The sequence below is a fragment of the Trichocoleus desertorum ATA4-8-CV12 genome (genome assembly GCA_019358975.1).
Classification (GTDB): domain Bacteria; phylum Cyanobacteriota; class Cyanobacteriia; order FACHB-46; family FACHB-46; genus Trichocoleus; species Trichocoleus desertorum_A.
This window is the reverse complement of sequence record JAHHIL010000008.1, coordinates 13,159-27,810: the sequence shown is the minus strand read 5'-3', so window position 1 is coordinate 27,810 and position 14,652 is coordinate 13,159. Positions and strand designations below refer to the sequence as shown.

Below are 14,652 nucleotides of genomic sequence, written 5' to 3'. Positions count from 1 at the left end.
AACTAGTTGTCTAGAATGGATGCTGATTCTTCTGGTTCTGAACCAACCTCCTTACCAATCACAACCGATAAGGAGATCTGGCAAGCCCTAAAGGCCCGAAAGCCTGCGGCCTTAGCGTTGCTGTATGACACCTATGCGGGTTTGGTGTATGGGCTAGCTCTTAAACTCTTGAAGCATCCTCAAGAGGCAGAAGATTTAACTCAAGAGGTGTTCTTGGCCTTCTGGCACAATGATGTATATCACTCGGCTCATGAATCGCTCAATAGTATTCTGCTAACTATGACGCGATCACTAGCGATCGCCAAACTCCGCTCTCGTGATGTAGCTCTCAAAGATCTAGAGCGCTGGCGTCAGTCACCTCTGCCAGAAAAGATAGTGATGACACCCTTTGAGCAAGCCTCTCTTCAAGAGCGATCGCAGCAGATTGAGGACGGCTTAGTCCAACTTTCGCACACACAGCGTCAAGCACTAGAAATGGCTTACTTTGAAGGCTTTAGCCAAGCAGAAATCGCCAAGCAATTAGGCATCCCGCTAGGAACTGTAAAGACGAGGGTTCGCCAAGGTTTACTGAAATTGAAGCAAACGTTACGAGGCTTCATCTGATAGTTGCCCTATGACCGAGTCTTGGTTTTCTGAGCAGGTAGAAGAATTAATCATCGGTTATGTTCTTGAGGACCTCAGCCCTGAGGAAACTGAAGAATTTCAGCAATTGCTGGCCGATCATCCGGAGATTGGGTCTGAAGTGGCTCGTTTGCGAGAAGTCTTAGCGCTTCTACCCTACAGCCTGCCGGAATTGCAACTTCCCGCTCGTCTACGTTCAGCTATTTTGGCGTCGGCTCGAACTGCATCCAGTCGTCCAGTCCGATCGCGATCGCCTTTTCGCTGGAGTCTGGTGGGGACTGGTATAGCCGCCCTGCTTGCCTTGGGGTTAGGGTTGGATAACTATCGCCTGCGCCAAGAACTGCTGGCAGCACGGTCCCGGAATACTGTCATTACCTTATTGCAGGAGCCCAGCACACGCCTATTAACTCTGGTGGGTACTGAGCAAGCAACCACGGCTTCTGGTAGCGTGGTGATCAATCTCAACGCCCAAACGGCGGTCATTGTGCTAAAAAATCTACCTGCTCCCGCTGGTGATCAAATCTACCGACTTTGGGCGATCAACCAGGAGCAGAAAATCCCTTGCGGCCAGTTTGCTGCTAACTCTCAAGGCATGGTTTTGAACCAGCTTTTTCTGCCAGATCCAGCTTGTAGCTCCGCCGCCTCGACTTTGGCTGTCAGCTTGGAACCCATTCCCTCTCCTCCGCAACCCGTTGGCCCCATCGTAATGACTGGTCGGATTTGAGCCAGGTCTGCGATCGCCAACCAGTTAACTGCCAAAACGCTTGTGGGAGGAGCAGCCCAGCCACCCCTCCCACATAAACAGGAGTTCCGATAGAATTTTCGGTTGCTTAGAACATGCAAGCAAATCCGCCAGAGATAAATTGGAGGGTCGTACCAGCGGGACAATCTTGCTGGGTGACATTGCCCATCATGGTATTCGTCTCAGCAGCGGGGCCAGTGGATTGTGGGGATGCCGCTAGGATAGGACCGACCAGTTTTAGGACCTCATCCTCGGTCGCAAAGCCATCAAACGCCTCGTTTTCAAAGGGGATGGGCAAGCCCGACCGCACTTCGTTGTAAATCACTTCGCTTTCGCTTCTAATCCAGGGGCGGATATCTGCACCTAACAGAGTTTGACGCAAGAAGCGGATACCAGCCGCATGGCGGGCTTCTACTGTATGGATTTCTAGCGCTCCAGCCAGAATAGTGTCTGCATTAGCTGCCAGTAAGTTTTGCACTTGCCCCTTATAGGCCGCTGCCCCTAAATCTTCCACATACTGGAGGGCTAAGAGCAAATCTGGCAAATTGGCAAAGGGATCGCGACCCAGAATGGCGGTATAAACTGGGCTGGCTGGGATGGTGACTGCATCTGGATTGCCGCCCAAGGACCGTAGCACTGCTGAGAGATCGGTAACATGTTGTTGTTCGTCTTGGCCATAAGAAACTAATGCCGCTTGAGCAATAGGTGGCGCATTATTGATCCTGCCCGTTTGAATCGCGTTGTTGGCCCGAAGATAAAAGTCCGCTTCCAGCTTTTCTAACGTTAAGGCGTATTCAACGACTTGTTGAGGATTCAAGGTTGCCGTTTGCGCAAAGGCCGCCTTAGTGGGAGCAATGGCAAATGAGAGCAAGACAAAAGTGATGATCAGTAAAAGGCTTTGAACCGCTGTCGTGATGCGTCGCACCTGGCTCCCTAGATTCCCTAAATGATCAAACATGGTTTTGAACCAGCGGTAGGGCGGCAAGGTGGCAATTCCAACTGAGGCAATTAAGTGAGAAGAAATGATCATGATTGAGTCCCTCTTGAGGTCAAGCGACGAGCGCCCCAGCGATGGGGTTGTTAATTAAATTCAGCGAACCGACAATCTCCACAATCTGTTTGGGGGTGTACAGCTCGTCATAGGCACGCCCTCTAAAGGGGTTGAGTTCATCGACCAATTCGGCATCACTGACGGCGCGATCGCTATCAGGTTCGGTCACAGGTCGTCCCAAAAGCGCCCGCACCCCAGCCGCATGACGGCCCTCAACCGATACAATTGAACCCGCTGCCAAGAGATAAGTGGGGTTGGTGAGCTTAGGTCCCGCTCCGTTATAAGCGTGAACTCCGGTATCCTCTAGGGAGACAGCTGTATTTAAGATCGTGTCGCGATCGCGTAATACCGCGTTCAATCCCTGGCGATTAAAGCGCAGATCTTTCGTCTGAAACGTCACCTGATTCCCTAACACTTGGCGCAGAAACACGACGTGAGCCGCCTCATGCCTGCCCAAGGCTCGCAGATAATCGAGTTCTTTGGGGTTGCTGATTTTGCCTGATTTCACGACAGCGGCATAAAAGGCGGCCTCCAGTTCCTCCAGCAGCAAAGCAAAGTTAAGAATACCAACATCGTCTGCATTAAAAGTAAGGGTTCTGCTGCCGTTGGCTGTCTGAGCAGTCACAACCTGGGGGACTGCTGTCAAAGCTAAAGCACCAAGCCCACAAAGACCCAATTTCAATAATTTACGCCGTGAGCTAAAAGAGATCTTTCCTAACGGTTGAACTGGCGAAGTCATACAGTTGCTCCTGAGAAGCAGGCAATGAATAAAGAAAGCAGCGTTGCAAAATTAGCCATGCTGAAACGTGGCTCGAACTCGTTATGAACTCGTTACTAACCTGTGCTTAAGAAGCGCTGGGGAAGCGGTTGGCTAGGCGTTGCTTTTGCTTCTTGGTTTGCAACTTGGAAACAACCCCCCAAATTCCTAGAGAGAGAAACCCTAAGACTGAAGCGGGTTCAGGGACAGAGGTTGCTCCATCGCCCTCGCCTGTAGAAACGCCAGTCAGGGTGACTGTATACTGTCCTTCCTCTAGGCCTGCAACTTCAAAACCACTGAGCGACGAAGCGCCACCCGGACCAGTAGGACCTGTGACTTCAGTGGGTGCGTCAGGGAAAAACGGGAAAATACTACCGCCAGCGCTGACGGGATCGTAACCAAAGCTGGAAATCCCTAGGTAGTAAGTACCCGGCTGTTTAGGAGTGAAAGCGCTATTAGCTGGCAAGGTGGATTGCCGCGTATTATCAAAGGCATCATCATTGGCATAGATGCCTCTACCTTGTTCATCAAATAGGAATAGCTGCGTATCAAAATCAGCTCCACCTACCGTTGTGGCAGAGAATGACTCCCCGTTTAAAAAGATCTTGAATAGATCCGCTGCATCCTCGACACCCGAAAATACTCCTGTTGAGAGCGTGCCGGAAATAGATTCTAGTAAGGAGTTGCCCGGAATTACCTGGGCAGTTGGCAATGTCTCGCCAGCATCTTCAACCTCTCCAAAGGTAGCGGCTTGGGCTTGCCCTGCCAATCCTGCCATTAGTACCGATAGCGCTGTTACTTGAGTAATTTTTTGGAATTTCATCTGGTCTATTCCCTAGCTAGGTTCAGCCTTTACCTGAGCCATCCCTGCTTCAAGTAAGGCGATCGCTTGCTCGTTGCTGCCTCGCGAGAAACCGTAGCAGGATGTTCAGTCGCAGAGCAGTTAGTTCATTGGGGAATTAACGTCTCCTTAGGTGTACTGTCCCATGCAACTGAATTTAGAACATCTGACCGGAAGCCTAGAGGTAAGCACGTCCACCTGGGCTTGTTAAAGCGGTTTTAAATTCACGTGTAAAGTTTGCATGAAGTAAGTTTTGGAACTCTACAACAACCGCTGTATTAATTTAAATCTTGACCTAAGCATATTCTCTGGTACGAGGAATTCAAGTATCCCATTAACACCATAAAAGCTAGCTTTGAAGAATGTTGACCTAGCTCGCTGCTGGTAGCTAATCAATCATTAAGAACTATTGCAAAAATACACAACTAGCTTTGCAATTTAAATCTTAAGTAAAGTTAGCTGGCAAGGAATTCTGAATTTGTCCCATCTCTTGCCCTCAGCGCGATCGCCTCTCTTCAGGCTGGAGCTATCAAGAAAGCTAATTAGGGTCATCACATGGACTGAGCGGTCTTACTTAGAGTTGGGGCTGATCTTCCCCTACAATAACAATCAGCGAAGAGTGCGATCGCGAGTAGATCAGGGGGGAAGGATCAACGCGATCGCTAGCTTGGTAAGCTATTAAAAAATCCAGTTAATTAGGTCAGATAAGGTTTCGGCTTATGAGCACGACAGAGACTTCCAGCCCTAGCAAGAGCAAAGCTAAGAGTGATCAAGCAGGCACTTTGGAGCTTGCAGACAACAAAAAAACAAATAGCGCAACTAAGTCTGGAAGCCTAGGATTGGCGCTTCCCACCTATCACCCCAGCCCTCTACCTAATAACCGCCCCATCGGACCCAGCACTTTAAGAGTGTCCCATGTAGGTTCCTTGCCAGGTGGTCGTCCCATTTTTGAGAGTGACCTGCAAGTGGTGGAGTTTGTTGGGATTCATCACAATCGACCTATTTTCGCTAGCACTATGGAGATCGCCGATTCAGACTCTTTACCTGGACACCGCCCGATCGCAGTCAGCAGATTGGAAATTTCGACCTTAGATTCCCTCCCCAACCATCGCCCCATTATGGTGAGCCAATATGAAGGAGCGGAAGACTCAATGGGTTTTATCGACTAAACTCGTAACAGCAAGTTTGTGTTCCAGATAGTTCCGCAGGGGTTGTTGGTTGAGCCCTCTGCGGAATTTTTGTTTAGCTGTCGAAAATCTTGCTATTCATCGCGAGTTAGCCTAATCCGCCGCCACGGCCAAACCTACCGAATCCTCCTCGCCCAGTGGTTGAAGATCGACCACTGGTGCCAACGCTTTGTCCTTTACTCCCACTTGCAGCAGGAGCTTGCCGCACAGAACTGCCAGAGCCAGATGTATATCCACCCGATCCGCCACCTACATAAACTCGGTTCCTGCTGCCTGATGAGTTGTCGCAGTTAGGATTGGCTTGCTTGACGGTAGGGTCGTTGCAGTCGAGATTTGTAGTGCTGGGGCTTGTGGTGCAAGCTGCCAGGAACGATGCCATCAAGGATGACATGATCAAAAGGGTAATCAGTTGTAATAAGCTAGGCTTCAATTTTATGCCAGTGTCCGATAGGACTCATTGAGGAATAGATACAAGGTCTGTTTGCAAATATTACGGGAATAGGGAATTCGTAGGATTGCAGGTGTTTCTCTTGGTTAGGACAGGCGATCGCTCCACTAAACTTCCCTTTACTGTGGCTGAAAATGACTCCAGACTTAGCAGCAGCATTGCAATTTATCGAAAAAATTGAGCGAGCCAATGCAGCTCAGTCTGTCTACGAGATTGCCAATCAGCTACGCGGCTACACCAAACCTAGCTACACAACGCTGCTGTGGAGTACGGCTACAGGCTATAAGCAGCCCTACATTGAAGGAGAGTTTAAGGGCAAGCTGAATCAAGAATTGCTGCTCAGTGGTGAGAAAACTGACTTCGGCCATTTCATTGCAGCTCTTGCGGATCAAATCAATCAACCAGGAGTCCGGTGGTCTGATTTGACTAGTTGGACAGCCGATCACACCTCTTGGGCAGGCGACATGGGTTCCGCGATCGCCACGTTTCACGCACAGGGCAACAATCCCAAAATTCCTACAGTTTTAGAAGCGCTTAATCGCTACGCCTCTGACTCTGACTACGCGGCGAATATTGCAGCTTATGTGGTTGGTGTCATGCTGAATTTTGGTAAACAAGCTGTGATTTCTCAAGCGATCGCTCACTATGATGCTCAGCCTTATGCTGAGAATATCAGATGGTTTCTGCAAGAACGGTTTAAGGGAGCGATCGCAGCCAACCAGCTCGAAAACCCAGCGGAAGTGGAAGCAGAAATCCGGCGGGCCATCTCGACTTATATTCGTTTGTCCCCTGATTCTGGTTTGTTTGAGTCGGTCAAGAATTTGTTGAAGTTAGACCCACAACTGCAACGAGAAGATTTTCAGCATCCGAATGCGGCTGAATTGTTGCAAGGGTCACTGCACTTTATGACTTACCTCGTGAAGAAAGCTGGACTAGAACCCCTGAAGTTTAAGCCTTATCAACTACCGAAAGTACCTTGGTTAGGGACTGTGAGTTATGAGGTTAAGGTACCTAATTAACAGAAAATACTATTTGGTAGACACACGAGTATTTTCTAGCTTTTCACGCAATCGCAAGCATTAAAATCACTCTCAGTCTAGATACTCTAAATTCACTTGGCTGGTGTCATTATGAGTGATGGTTTCCATTGTTGATGGGGTGTAGGAAAATATGGCTCCAACCCTTCAAAACCGGCGAGAGCAAGTATCATATAACCATAAAAGCGACTAAGAAAGACCATACTATCCAGCGCTTTTTCTCTTTCATCTTCTGAACGTGAGCCACCCTGACTGAAAAGCCAGTCTGGATGTGCGTTACGATCTCGTAGGTATGTATGTGATTTCATGATCTGAGAATGAAGCGGTATCCATTGCTCAGGAAAATAACCCTGAAGAAAACTTCTTAAACTTTGACCAACATTCCAGCTATCTTTTTTAGCCTTGAAAGGGTGTTTGTCAATGTTACGGAGAGCTGCCTCTAGAATAGTGGAGAGAAGAAATTCCTTAGCTTGAGAACTCTTTTGTCGTGATGATTCTGCTATTTGCCTAAAAACATTCCGACAGACCTCAGAATGGGGCTCATTTTTAGCTAGAAAGTTAGCTAGTTTAACGAAAGACTTCTTATTTAATCTGTGCTCACCATAAAAGGGCGACAAAATATCTAATTGTTCAACACTCATCATTCTTCTTGTTTCAAAACGCTTTTGCGAGTCACCAAGTAACTCACGATATAATAACTGTACTGTCTGCCCTAAAAGTATAGATAATGTATCTTGTGCTGCTTCTGCCCATTTCCAAGCGAAGTTTTTCGAGGAATATATTTTGAGAAAGGACCAATTAAGTTGAAGATGATGTTTATCAATTAGACGTCCAAAGATTTTCTGATTTTCGTCTTGGTAAAAAATTCCTAAGAAATTTCGAGAAGTTTCAATCCGAGAATCTTGAATCTTGATTTCCTGAGATACGAGGTCTGATAAGTGGTATACATTATCAGTTCTATAGATTGCAGAACCAATCCATTCAGTACAACTGTCAATTCCAGAGAATGTGGAGAAGATTACTCGGCTTAAATCAATGGAAAGACGATGCTGCGACAAGATATCGTCACGGTCAATTAAAACTACTCTTGGAGAAATAGCCCATTTTTGATACCAGGGTTTCATTCGGATTGAACTAGTGTCACTTTTACGAATAATACGTACTCTACCTAGCTCAACCTGCTCAATTTGAGGCATCTTATCTCTTTCCAGTAAAGCTTCAAGATGAAAGCCAAGGGAAGGCTCCCAGGTTAGTACCCCACGACCTTGATATCTGCCTCCCAGATAATCGAACCAAATCTTTTCCAAAACGTATTCAGATTTTTGAAAATAATCTTTCAAATTATTTCCTCTACTTTTAGGTTGCCTTAAAAATTATGCTAACTGATTAGAATTAGTTGATTTTGATTTTTAGGTCTTGAGCTATGTTTTTTCTGTGTAATTAAATTTCTTGCTCAAATTCTGTCTAATAACTTTAGCAGTGTGGCAGAATTTTAAGAGAATTATAGACTTCGTCTCTATTAGATTGCCCTTCATGACTGCAACTATCCCGACCCTCGCCAGCCAGTACGACCCCTCCACAACTGAATCTAAGTGGCAACAAGCTTGGGAGCAAAACCAAGTATTTAAGGCTGACCCCAATCATGGTGGAGAGCCTTACTGCGTGGTGATTCCGCCACCCAACGTCACGGGTAGCTTGCACATGGGGCACGCCTTCGAGAGTTCCCTGATTGATACTTTAGTGCGCTACCACCGGATGCTGGGCCGCAACACGCTCTGGCTTCCTGGGACTGACCATGCCAGCATTGCCGTACAGACAATTCTAGAAAAGAAAATTAAAGCAGAAGGCAAAACTCGCTACGACTTGGGCCGTGAGCAGTTTCTAGAACGGGCTTGGCAGTGGAAAGCTGAATCGGGTGGCACGATCGTTAACCAGTTGCGGCGCTTGGGAGTCTCGGTCGATTGGTCGCGGGAACGCTTCACGATGGACGAAGGGTTGTCTCGGGCAGTCTTAACTGCGTTTGTGCAGCTTTACGAAGAAGGGCTGATTTATCGCGGTCAATATTTGGTCAACTGGTGCCCTGCAACTCAGTCAGCCGTGTCTGACCTGGAAGTAGAACCTCAAGAAGTGAATGGACATCTCTGGCACTTCCGCTATCCGCTCTCTGATGGTTCTGGTTATGTGGAAGTGGCGACCACTCGCCCCGAAACCATGTTGGGCGATACAGCCGTCGCAGTGAACCCCAACGACGATCGCTACAAGCACTTGATTGGCAAAACCCTCACCCTACCGATCATGAATCGAGAGATTCCAATCATTGGCGATGAGTATGTGGATGCTGCCTTTGGGACGGGTTGCGTTAAAGTGACTCCTGCTCATGATCCCAACGACTTTGAGATGGGCAAGCGCCACGACCTGCCGTTCATCAACATCATGAACAAAGATGGCTCGATGAATGAGAACGCAGGGCCATTTCAAGGGCAGGATCGCTTTGTAGCGCGTAAGAATGTGGTTGCGCGTCTAGAAGAGTTAGGGGTGTTGGTCAAGATTGAGGACTACAAGCACTCGGTTCCCTACAGCGATCGCGGCAAAGTCCCAGTTGAACCGTTGCTCTCAACCCAGTGGTTCGTCAAAATCAAGCCGATGTCTGAGCGAGCATTGGAGTTTCTCGACCAAAAACAAGAGCCTGTCTTTGTACCCGATCGCTGGACGAAAGTGTATCGCGATTGGTTAGTGAGCTTGCGGGATTGGTGTATCTCGCGGCAACTCTGGTGGGGGCATCAAATCCCTGCTTGGTACGCCGTCAGCGAAACCAATGGTGAGATCACTGATAACACCCCGTTTGTGGTAGCCCACAGCGAAGCAGAAGCGAGAGAAAAGGCGATCGCAAAATTTGGTGCAGATGTGCAACTGACCCAAGACCCCGATGTGCTGGATACCTGGTTCTCATCAGGATTGTGGCCGTTCTCCACTCTGGGTTGGCCCGAACAGACCGCAGATTTGCAGCGCTACTATCCCACCACCACGCTGGTAACAGGGTTCGACATTATCTTCTTCTGGGTGGCTCGGATGACGATGATGGCAGGGCACTTCACCGGGCAAATGCCGTTTGAGACAGTTTACATCCACGGCTTAGTGCGGGACGAAAACAACAAAAAGATGTCGAAATCGGCCAACAACGGCATCGACCCCCTGTTGCTGATCAACAAGTACGGCACCGATGCGCTGCGCTACACCTTAATCCGGGAAGTCGTAGGTGCAGGTCAAGACATCCGCTTGGAGTACAACCGCAAAACCGATGAATCCGCCTCGGTAGAAGCATCTCGCAACTTCACGAATAAGCTGTGGAATGCCTCCCGGTTTGTGATGATGAACCTGGAAGGACAGACACCCCAACAGTTAGGAGTTCCAGCTGAAAGCCTAGAACTCAGTGACCGCTGGATTCTCTCCCGCTTCTATCAAGTTGTGCAGCAAACTCGAAACGACATTGATAATTTCGGGTTAGGCGAGGCAGCTAAAGGCTTGTATGAGTTCACCTGGGGTGACTTCTGCGACTGGTACATCGAACTGGTGAAGCCTCGCTTGCAAGGAGAGAATGCGACCTCCCGCAAAGCGGCTCAGCAAACTTTAGCTTATGTTTTGGAAGGTATCCTCAAACTGTTCCATCCTTTTATGCCGCACATCACCGAGGAGATCTGGCACACCCTGACTCAAGCAGGCGAAGACCAGTATTTGGCGGTGCAAGCATATCCGGAAGTCAATGCCGCACAAATTGATGCTGAATTAGAACATCAGTTTGACCTCTTAATTGGCACGATTCGTACCATCCGTAATTTGCGGGCAGAAGCTGATGTAAAGCCAGGAGCTAAGGTACAGACAATTCTGCAAAGTGAGAGCGATCGCGAACGCCAAATCCTTGACCAGGGTCAATCCTACATCCAAAACCTCGCCAAAGTAGAAACTCTCAGCATTGTGGAGAAGTTGGAATCTGCCCCAGAAGCGATCGCGGGTGTGGTCGGCACTGTTCAAGTCCTCGTGTTGCTTGCAGGTGTGGTTGATGTCGCTGCACTCAAGGCCAAGCTGGAGAAAGACTTGAAAAAGGTAGAAGCCGAGATTGCTGCACTGTCCGGTCGTCTCAGCAACTCCAAATTCGTCGATAAAGCTCCTGCTGATGTGGTTCAAGGTGCGCGGGATGCTCTAGCTGAAGCCGAGAAACAAGCCGAAATCTTGAAAGCTCGGCTAGCTCAACTTCAATAAGCTTTGGCTGATTTTGCAACTATTCCAGCCCTCATCCTTGTCTAGAAACTGATGGTGGGGGCTTGAGTTTTTTAATCCATCTTCTCCAGCGTGTCTGTCCAGTAATGTTTTATTAAGCTGGAGCTTTGCACGCTCTCTAGTGTGAAGTGGGCAAAAGTTGAAAACGATACAATGCCGTAAACCTATCTAGTTAGTAAAACATCCATGTCAGAGCAGCCAATCTGGATTGTGACTCGCGACGATGCTGAAGACGAAGTTATCGATGGGACAAAGGGTTGGGGCAGAGATATAACTGAACAACTTTCAACCTTGAGATCCAGAGCTATTGATCCTGAAAAACTTAAACAGGAGTGGAACCGAACAATGCGGGTGCTTGGACACCTTATCCAGCAGGCTGAACAGGAGGCGGGTGGCAATTTTGGGATGCAGTTAGATGAGGTGACCTTAGCAGTCGAGATTAACGGCAAAGGTCAAGTCAACTTATTGGGTGCTTGTAGTAGTGAGGTTAACGGCAAAGGAGCAATTACCCTCAAGTTTAAGCGAACTGAATCAAAGTGAAATGGGGAATAATGTAGCGATCGTAATTGGTGTTAACTATTATGACCACCTTCATCCTAGTGACCACTTAAAGTACGCAGTACGTGACGCTGAGCGAATTCAGGAGTTTCTTTGTGGTCAAGTTGGTTTTGATCCTAAGAATATTGTTCTTTGCAGCGATACCTCTAGCCCTTTTGGTAGATGGGAAAATATACCAACTCGCCCCCTTCGCTCTAACTTACGAAGATTACTCCTGGATGAAATTCAACGTGCCGTACAAGTAGACAACTTATGGTTCTCTTTCAGTGGTCATGGAAGAGTTGGTAAAGATAATCATGATTACCTAATGCCTAGTGATGGCTATTTTGGTGATCTTGAGGGAACAGCAATCTCTGTTGATTTTGTAATTCGCTGCTTAATGGGTTGCCGAGCTAAGAATGTAGTAATGACTCTAGATATGTGCCGTTCTTTCAGCGGCAGTAAGGGAACGAATGATGTAGGAAGTTATACAGCGAAACTTGCTAAGCAGCAAGGAATTACAACTATTTTTTCGTGTCAACAAGGCGAGGCATCCTATGAGATAGCGGAATTACAACAAGGAGCATTTACTTATGCTTTGGTAGAAGGTTTAGCTAAATATGAAACTCCAAGAGGTTTAGAGCAGTATTTACAGCAGCGTGTACCCGAGCTGAACTATCAACATAAAAAGCCTTGCCAACTTCCGCAGGTGAGCTTGAATTCTGCTTATAAATACGATTTACCTTTATTACAAACGTCGGCTCGGCAGACTTCTAAGGTTGCCTCCCAGTCATTACAGCCTTTATTAAAGCTATCTTCAGATAGTCAGAAGGGAGTAAATGTAGGGGCACCAACAAAGTGTCAATTCATCACACCGCTCGTCTCCAATACTCGAATCTTTAACTTTGAGGTTGTGACTATAGACACTCACGGTAAAGAAATCGAGCATCGTCAAGAAGAAGCTCAATTTATAGTCGAGGATCTGGATGGTGTGCCTTTAGAAATGGTAGTTATTCCAGGTGGAACATTTCTGATGGGTTCATCTGAGAAACGACCATTGCCTAATGAGTCACCTATTCATTCAGTGGCAGTACAACCATTTTTGATGAGTAAGTATCCTGTCACGAAAGCGCAATGGAAGGCGATCGCAAACTTACCCCAAGTTCATTGCAAGTTGAATAAAGTTCCTGTCCGAGCAGGGAGTGCAGCTCATCCTGTAGTACAGGTTTCTTGGTATGAAGCTGTAGAATTTTGTGAACGTTTGTCCAAAAAGACTGGGTGCGAGTATCGACTCCCAACTGAAGCAGAATGGGAGTATGCTTGTCGAGCTAGAACTGAAACTGCTTTTCACTTTGGCGAAACTATTACGCCTGACTTAGCAAATTATGATGGGAATTTCTCTTATCGTTCAGAAGCTAAAGGTATCAATAGAGGAGAAATTACCCCAGTTAGAAAATTTAAATTTGCTAATGCTTTTGGATTATTTGATATGCATGGCAATGTTTGGGAATGGTGCCTAGACCATTGGCATGAAGATTACAATGAAGCACCTGTAGATGCAACTGCCTGGATATGCGACCTTAAGGTTCAGGAGCGTGTAATTCGAAGTGGCTCATGGCTCAGTGGCCCTACTTTGTGTCGCTCTGCTTCACGTCAATCTGACAGCGCTACTAGCAAGTCAAATACTATAGGTTTTAGAATTGCTCGCAGTTTATAAGTAAAATTGTGTCTTATTCAGTTAGAGAGTCGTATTCTTAGGCTATTTCATTAGCTGGCATTGATGTTTGATTATCTTTGCGTTCAAATGCCAAAGTTCTACGGTACTCATAAGCTTGGGGTGCTTTCTCAAATTGAATATTTTTCAATGCACCTGTTTCCTTCTTAGTTTCTTCCACCGCTTGAACAATTTCATCCAAAGGAACTCTAAAGAAATCTCGTCGTTCATTCGCTTTATTCACGCGTCTGTTATGAAAACGCTGATGCAGCCGTCTCAGTGTGTCTGACGCATCTTCTGAAAAGAATTTAAAGTGAATATCAAAAGGAAATGGTACGGCAGGATTTGTAGTGCCAATGTACTCGTCAGGGTCAATACGCCTCCTTGTCATACATATCCTATAAACATCTCGTCCAAATGAACCAATATTTGAAACTATATAAATATAGCCTTCCTTAATTCTGACAGAGCGGGAGATCGCTTTTTCCTTGTCACTGGTTGCGTCAGCAATATACTGTCTTAGCTGCTGAATTTGATGTTCTAACTGTTCATTCTCTTGTCCTAAGGCTAATGCCTGTTCCTGAAGGGCGTTCTCAAGTTCCTGCTGATAGCGTCTTTCTCTTTCTTCAGCCTCTTCGATCTTTCTGAGTTCCTTTTCTAACTTTTGATTTTGTTTGGCCTCTTCACGAATAGCCTGCTCTTTTACCTTCTCCTCTTGTTTCTTGCACTCTAGCTCATATTGAAAGTCTAGTTCTCGAAGCTTTAAACTAAGATATGTCTGTGTAATTTCACAATCTCTTATTTTCAGGGCTTTGTTTAACTTGCTAAAAGTTGCCTTTATCTTATTTTCTGGGCTTTCAACATTACTGTGCTTTACTCTAAGAATAATATCGTCACAATCAGTATTAAATGCTGACAAAGCTAGCTTCAGAAAGTTTTCTGTCATTTTCTGGCCATCTTTGTTGCTGTCTCGCATTACCCAGTCAGTATGACAAATGGCTGCTTTTTTCTCCCTAATAAGCCTTCTTTGCTCTGATTTGATATGCTTCAACTGGAGTGCATAGTCTCCAGAGCTTATAAAATCATATTTGGGTTCATAAAAACCAAAAGATTGAACATATTCTTCCTCTTGTAAACCATACACCTGTTGTCGTAAATTCCTAATCTCAGTAATTAAATGTTCTTTTTCATTGGCAAGCTCAGCAATTTCATCTTGTTTCAGAAGAATATTGGAATTTAATTGCCTCTCTTGTTCTTCTCTAGACACTAAGGCATCATATCTACGTAAACGCTGCTTAAGTTGGTCTTTCTGGGCTTCTGCTCGTAGTAATGCAGCAGACAACCCAATAAATATAACCAGCACGAGGAGAATTTCGAACATCTGATTTGGTGCCATTTCAAATGATCCATTCTTGAACCTAGCTTAGGCAATCCCTAAGAAG

At 46.5% G+C, this 14,652-nt stretch carries 13 protein-coding genes; 7 read left to right on the top strand and 6 right to left on the bottom strand.

From position 1 onward, the window contains the following. Positions 1-15: 15 nt before the first annotated feature. Both KME12_09310 and KME12_09305 read left to right on the top strand, forming a co-directional pair. Complete coding sequence (locus KME12_09310; GenBank protein MBW4487976.1) at positions 16-603, top strand: sigma-70 family RNA polymerase sigma factor; 588 nt, start codon at positions 16-18, stop codon at positions 601-603. A 10-nt stretch (positions 604-613) separates the two neighbouring features. Continuing rightward, positions 614-1,345 (top strand): anti-sigma factor, encoded by a 732-nt coding sequence (locus KME12_09305; protein MBW4487975.1) that lies wholly within the window; start codon positions 614-616, stop codon positions 1,343-1,345. A gap of 106 nt (positions 1,346-1,451) precedes the next feature. Here KME12_09305 and KME12_09300 read toward each other — a convergent pair whose 3' ends face one another. The 3 genes from KME12_09300 to KME12_09290 all read right to left on the bottom strand — a co-directional run bounded on the left by KME12_09300 (position 1,452) and on the right by KME12_09290 (position 3,994). Then, positions 1,452-2,321 carry a ferritin-like domain-containing protein gene (locus KME12_09300; protein ID MBW4487974.1) on the bottom strand — a complete coding sequence of 290 codons (870 nt, stop codon included), beginning with the start codon at positions 2,319-2,321 and terminating at the stop codon, positions 1,452-1,454. A 91-nt stretch (positions 2,322-2,412) separates the two neighbouring features. Beyond that, complete coding sequence (locus KME12_09295; GenBank protein ID MBW4487973.1) at positions 2,413-3,153, bottom strand: ferritin-like domain-containing protein; 741 nt, start codon at positions 3,151-3,153, stop codon at positions 2,413-2,415. A 106-nt stretch (positions 3,154-3,259) separates the two neighbouring features. After that, positions 3,260-3,994 (bottom strand): pre-peptidase C-terminal domain-containing protein, encoded by a 735-nt coding sequence (locus KME12_09290; protein ID MBW4487972.1) that lies wholly within the window; start codon positions 3,992-3,994, stop codon positions 3,260-3,262. A 737-nt stretch (positions 3,995-4,731) separates the two neighbouring features. Here KME12_09290 and KME12_09285 point away from each other — a divergent pair. After that, positions 4,732-5,181, top strand: a complete 450-nt coding sequence (locus KME12_09285) for a hypothetical protein (GenBank protein ID MBW4487971.1) — start codon at positions 4,732-4,734, stop codon at positions 5,179-5,181. A gap of 106 nt (positions 5,182-5,287) precedes the next feature. Here KME12_09285 and KME12_09280 read toward each other — a convergent pair whose 3' ends face one another. Then, a complete protein-coding gene (locus KME12_09280) occupies positions 5,288-5,590 on the bottom strand; it encodes a hypothetical protein (GenBank protein MBW4487970.1) in 303 nt (100 codons plus the stop codon). Positions 5,591-5,781: 191 nt separating this feature from the next. Between KME12_09280 and KME12_09275 the strand changes: the two genes are divergently transcribed. Continuing rightward, positions 5,782-6,666 (top strand): hypothetical protein, encoded by an 885-nt coding sequence (locus KME12_09275; GenBank protein MBW4487969.1) that lies wholly within the window; start codon positions 5,782-5,784, stop codon positions 6,664-6,666. A gap of 92 nt (positions 6,667-6,758) precedes the next feature. Here the strand turns inward: KME12_09275 and KME12_09270 are convergent, their stop codons facing one another. Then, on the bottom strand, positions 6,759-8,024 hold the full coding sequence (locus KME12_09270; protein MBW4487968.1) for a hypothetical protein: 1,266 nt from the start codon (positions 8,022-8,024) through the stop codon (positions 6,759-6,761). 193 nt (positions 8,025-8,217) lie between these two features. Here KME12_09270 and KME12_09265 point away from each other — a divergent pair, with 193 nt between their 5' ends. From KME12_09265 to KME12_09255, 3 genes are all read left to right on the top strand, one after another. Further along, a complete protein-coding gene (locus tag KME12_09265; GenBank protein ID MBW4487967.1) occupies positions 8,218-10,941 on the top strand; it encodes a valine--tRNA ligase in 2,724 nt (907 codons plus the stop codon). Positions 10,942-11,145: 204 nt separating this feature from the next. After that, complete coding sequence (locus KME12_09260; protein MBW4487966.1) at positions 11,146-11,499, top strand: hypothetical protein; 354 nt, start codon at positions 11,146-11,148, stop codon at positions 11,497-11,499. Further along, complete coding sequence (locus KME12_09255; protein ID MBW4487965.1) at positions 11,441-13,213, top strand: SUMF1/EgtB/PvdO family nonheme iron enzyme; 1,773 nt, start codon at positions 11,441-11,443, stop codon at positions 13,211-13,213. Before KME12_09260 ends, KME12_09255 begins: the two co-directional genes overlap by 59 nt. Positions 13,214-13,250: 37 nt before the next feature. On the opposite strand, the gene KME12_09250 is transcribed toward KME12_09255, so the two are convergent. Next, the gene (locus tag KME12_09250) at positions 13,251-14,606 is read right to left on the bottom strand and encodes a DUF4041 domain-containing protein (protein ID MBW4487964.1); all 1,356 of its coding nucleotides are present in this window, start codon (positions 14,604-14,606) and stop codon (positions 13,251-13,253) included. Positions 14,607-14,652: the final 46 nt, after the last annotated feature.

Excerpts from the sequence above, each read along its gene's own strand:
- KME12_09310 (MBW4487976.1), top strand. The coding sequence starts at position 16 with ATGGATGCTGATTCTTCTGGTTCTGAACCAACCTCCTTACCAATCACA.
- KME12_09305 (MBW4487975.1), top strand. The coding sequence starts at position 614 with ATGACCGAGTCTTGGTTTTCTGAGCAGGTAGAAGAATTAATCATCGGT.
- KME12_09275 (MBW4487969.1), top strand. The coding sequence starts at position 5,782 with ATGACTCCAGACTTAGCAGCAGCATTGCAATTTATCGAAAAAATTGAG.
- KME12_09295 (MBW4487973.1), bottom strand. The coding sequence starts at position 3,153 with ATGACTTCGCCAGTTCAACCGTTAGGAAAGATCTCTTTTAGCTCACGG.
- KME12_09250 (MBW4487964.1), bottom strand. The coding sequence starts at position 14,606 with ATGGCACCAAATCAGATGTTCGAAATTCTCCTCGTGCTGGTTATATTT.
- KME12_09285 (MBW4487971.1), top strand. The coding sequence starts at position 4,732 with ATGAGCACGACAGAGACTTCCAGCCCTAGCAAGAGCAAAGCTAAGAGT.
- KME12_09280 (MBW4487970.1), bottom strand. The coding sequence starts at position 5,590 with ATGTCATCCTTGATGGCATCGTTCCTGGCAGCTTGCACCACAAGCCCC.
- KME12_09290 (MBW4487972.1), bottom strand. The coding sequence starts at position 3,994 with ATGAAATTCCAAAAAATTACTCAAGTAACAGCGCTATCGGTACTAATG.
- KME12_09260 (MBW4487966.1), top strand. The coding sequence starts at position 11,146 with ATGTCAGAGCAGCCAATCTGGATTGTGACTCGCGACGATGCTGAAGAC.
- KME12_09265 (MBW4487967.1), top strand. The coding sequence starts at position 8,218 with ATGACTGCAACTATCCCGACCCTCGCCAGCCAGTACGACCCCTCCACA.
- KME12_09300 (MBW4487974.1), bottom strand. The coding sequence starts at position 2,321 with ATGTTTGATCATTTAGGGAATCTAGGGAGCCAGGTGCGACGCATCACG.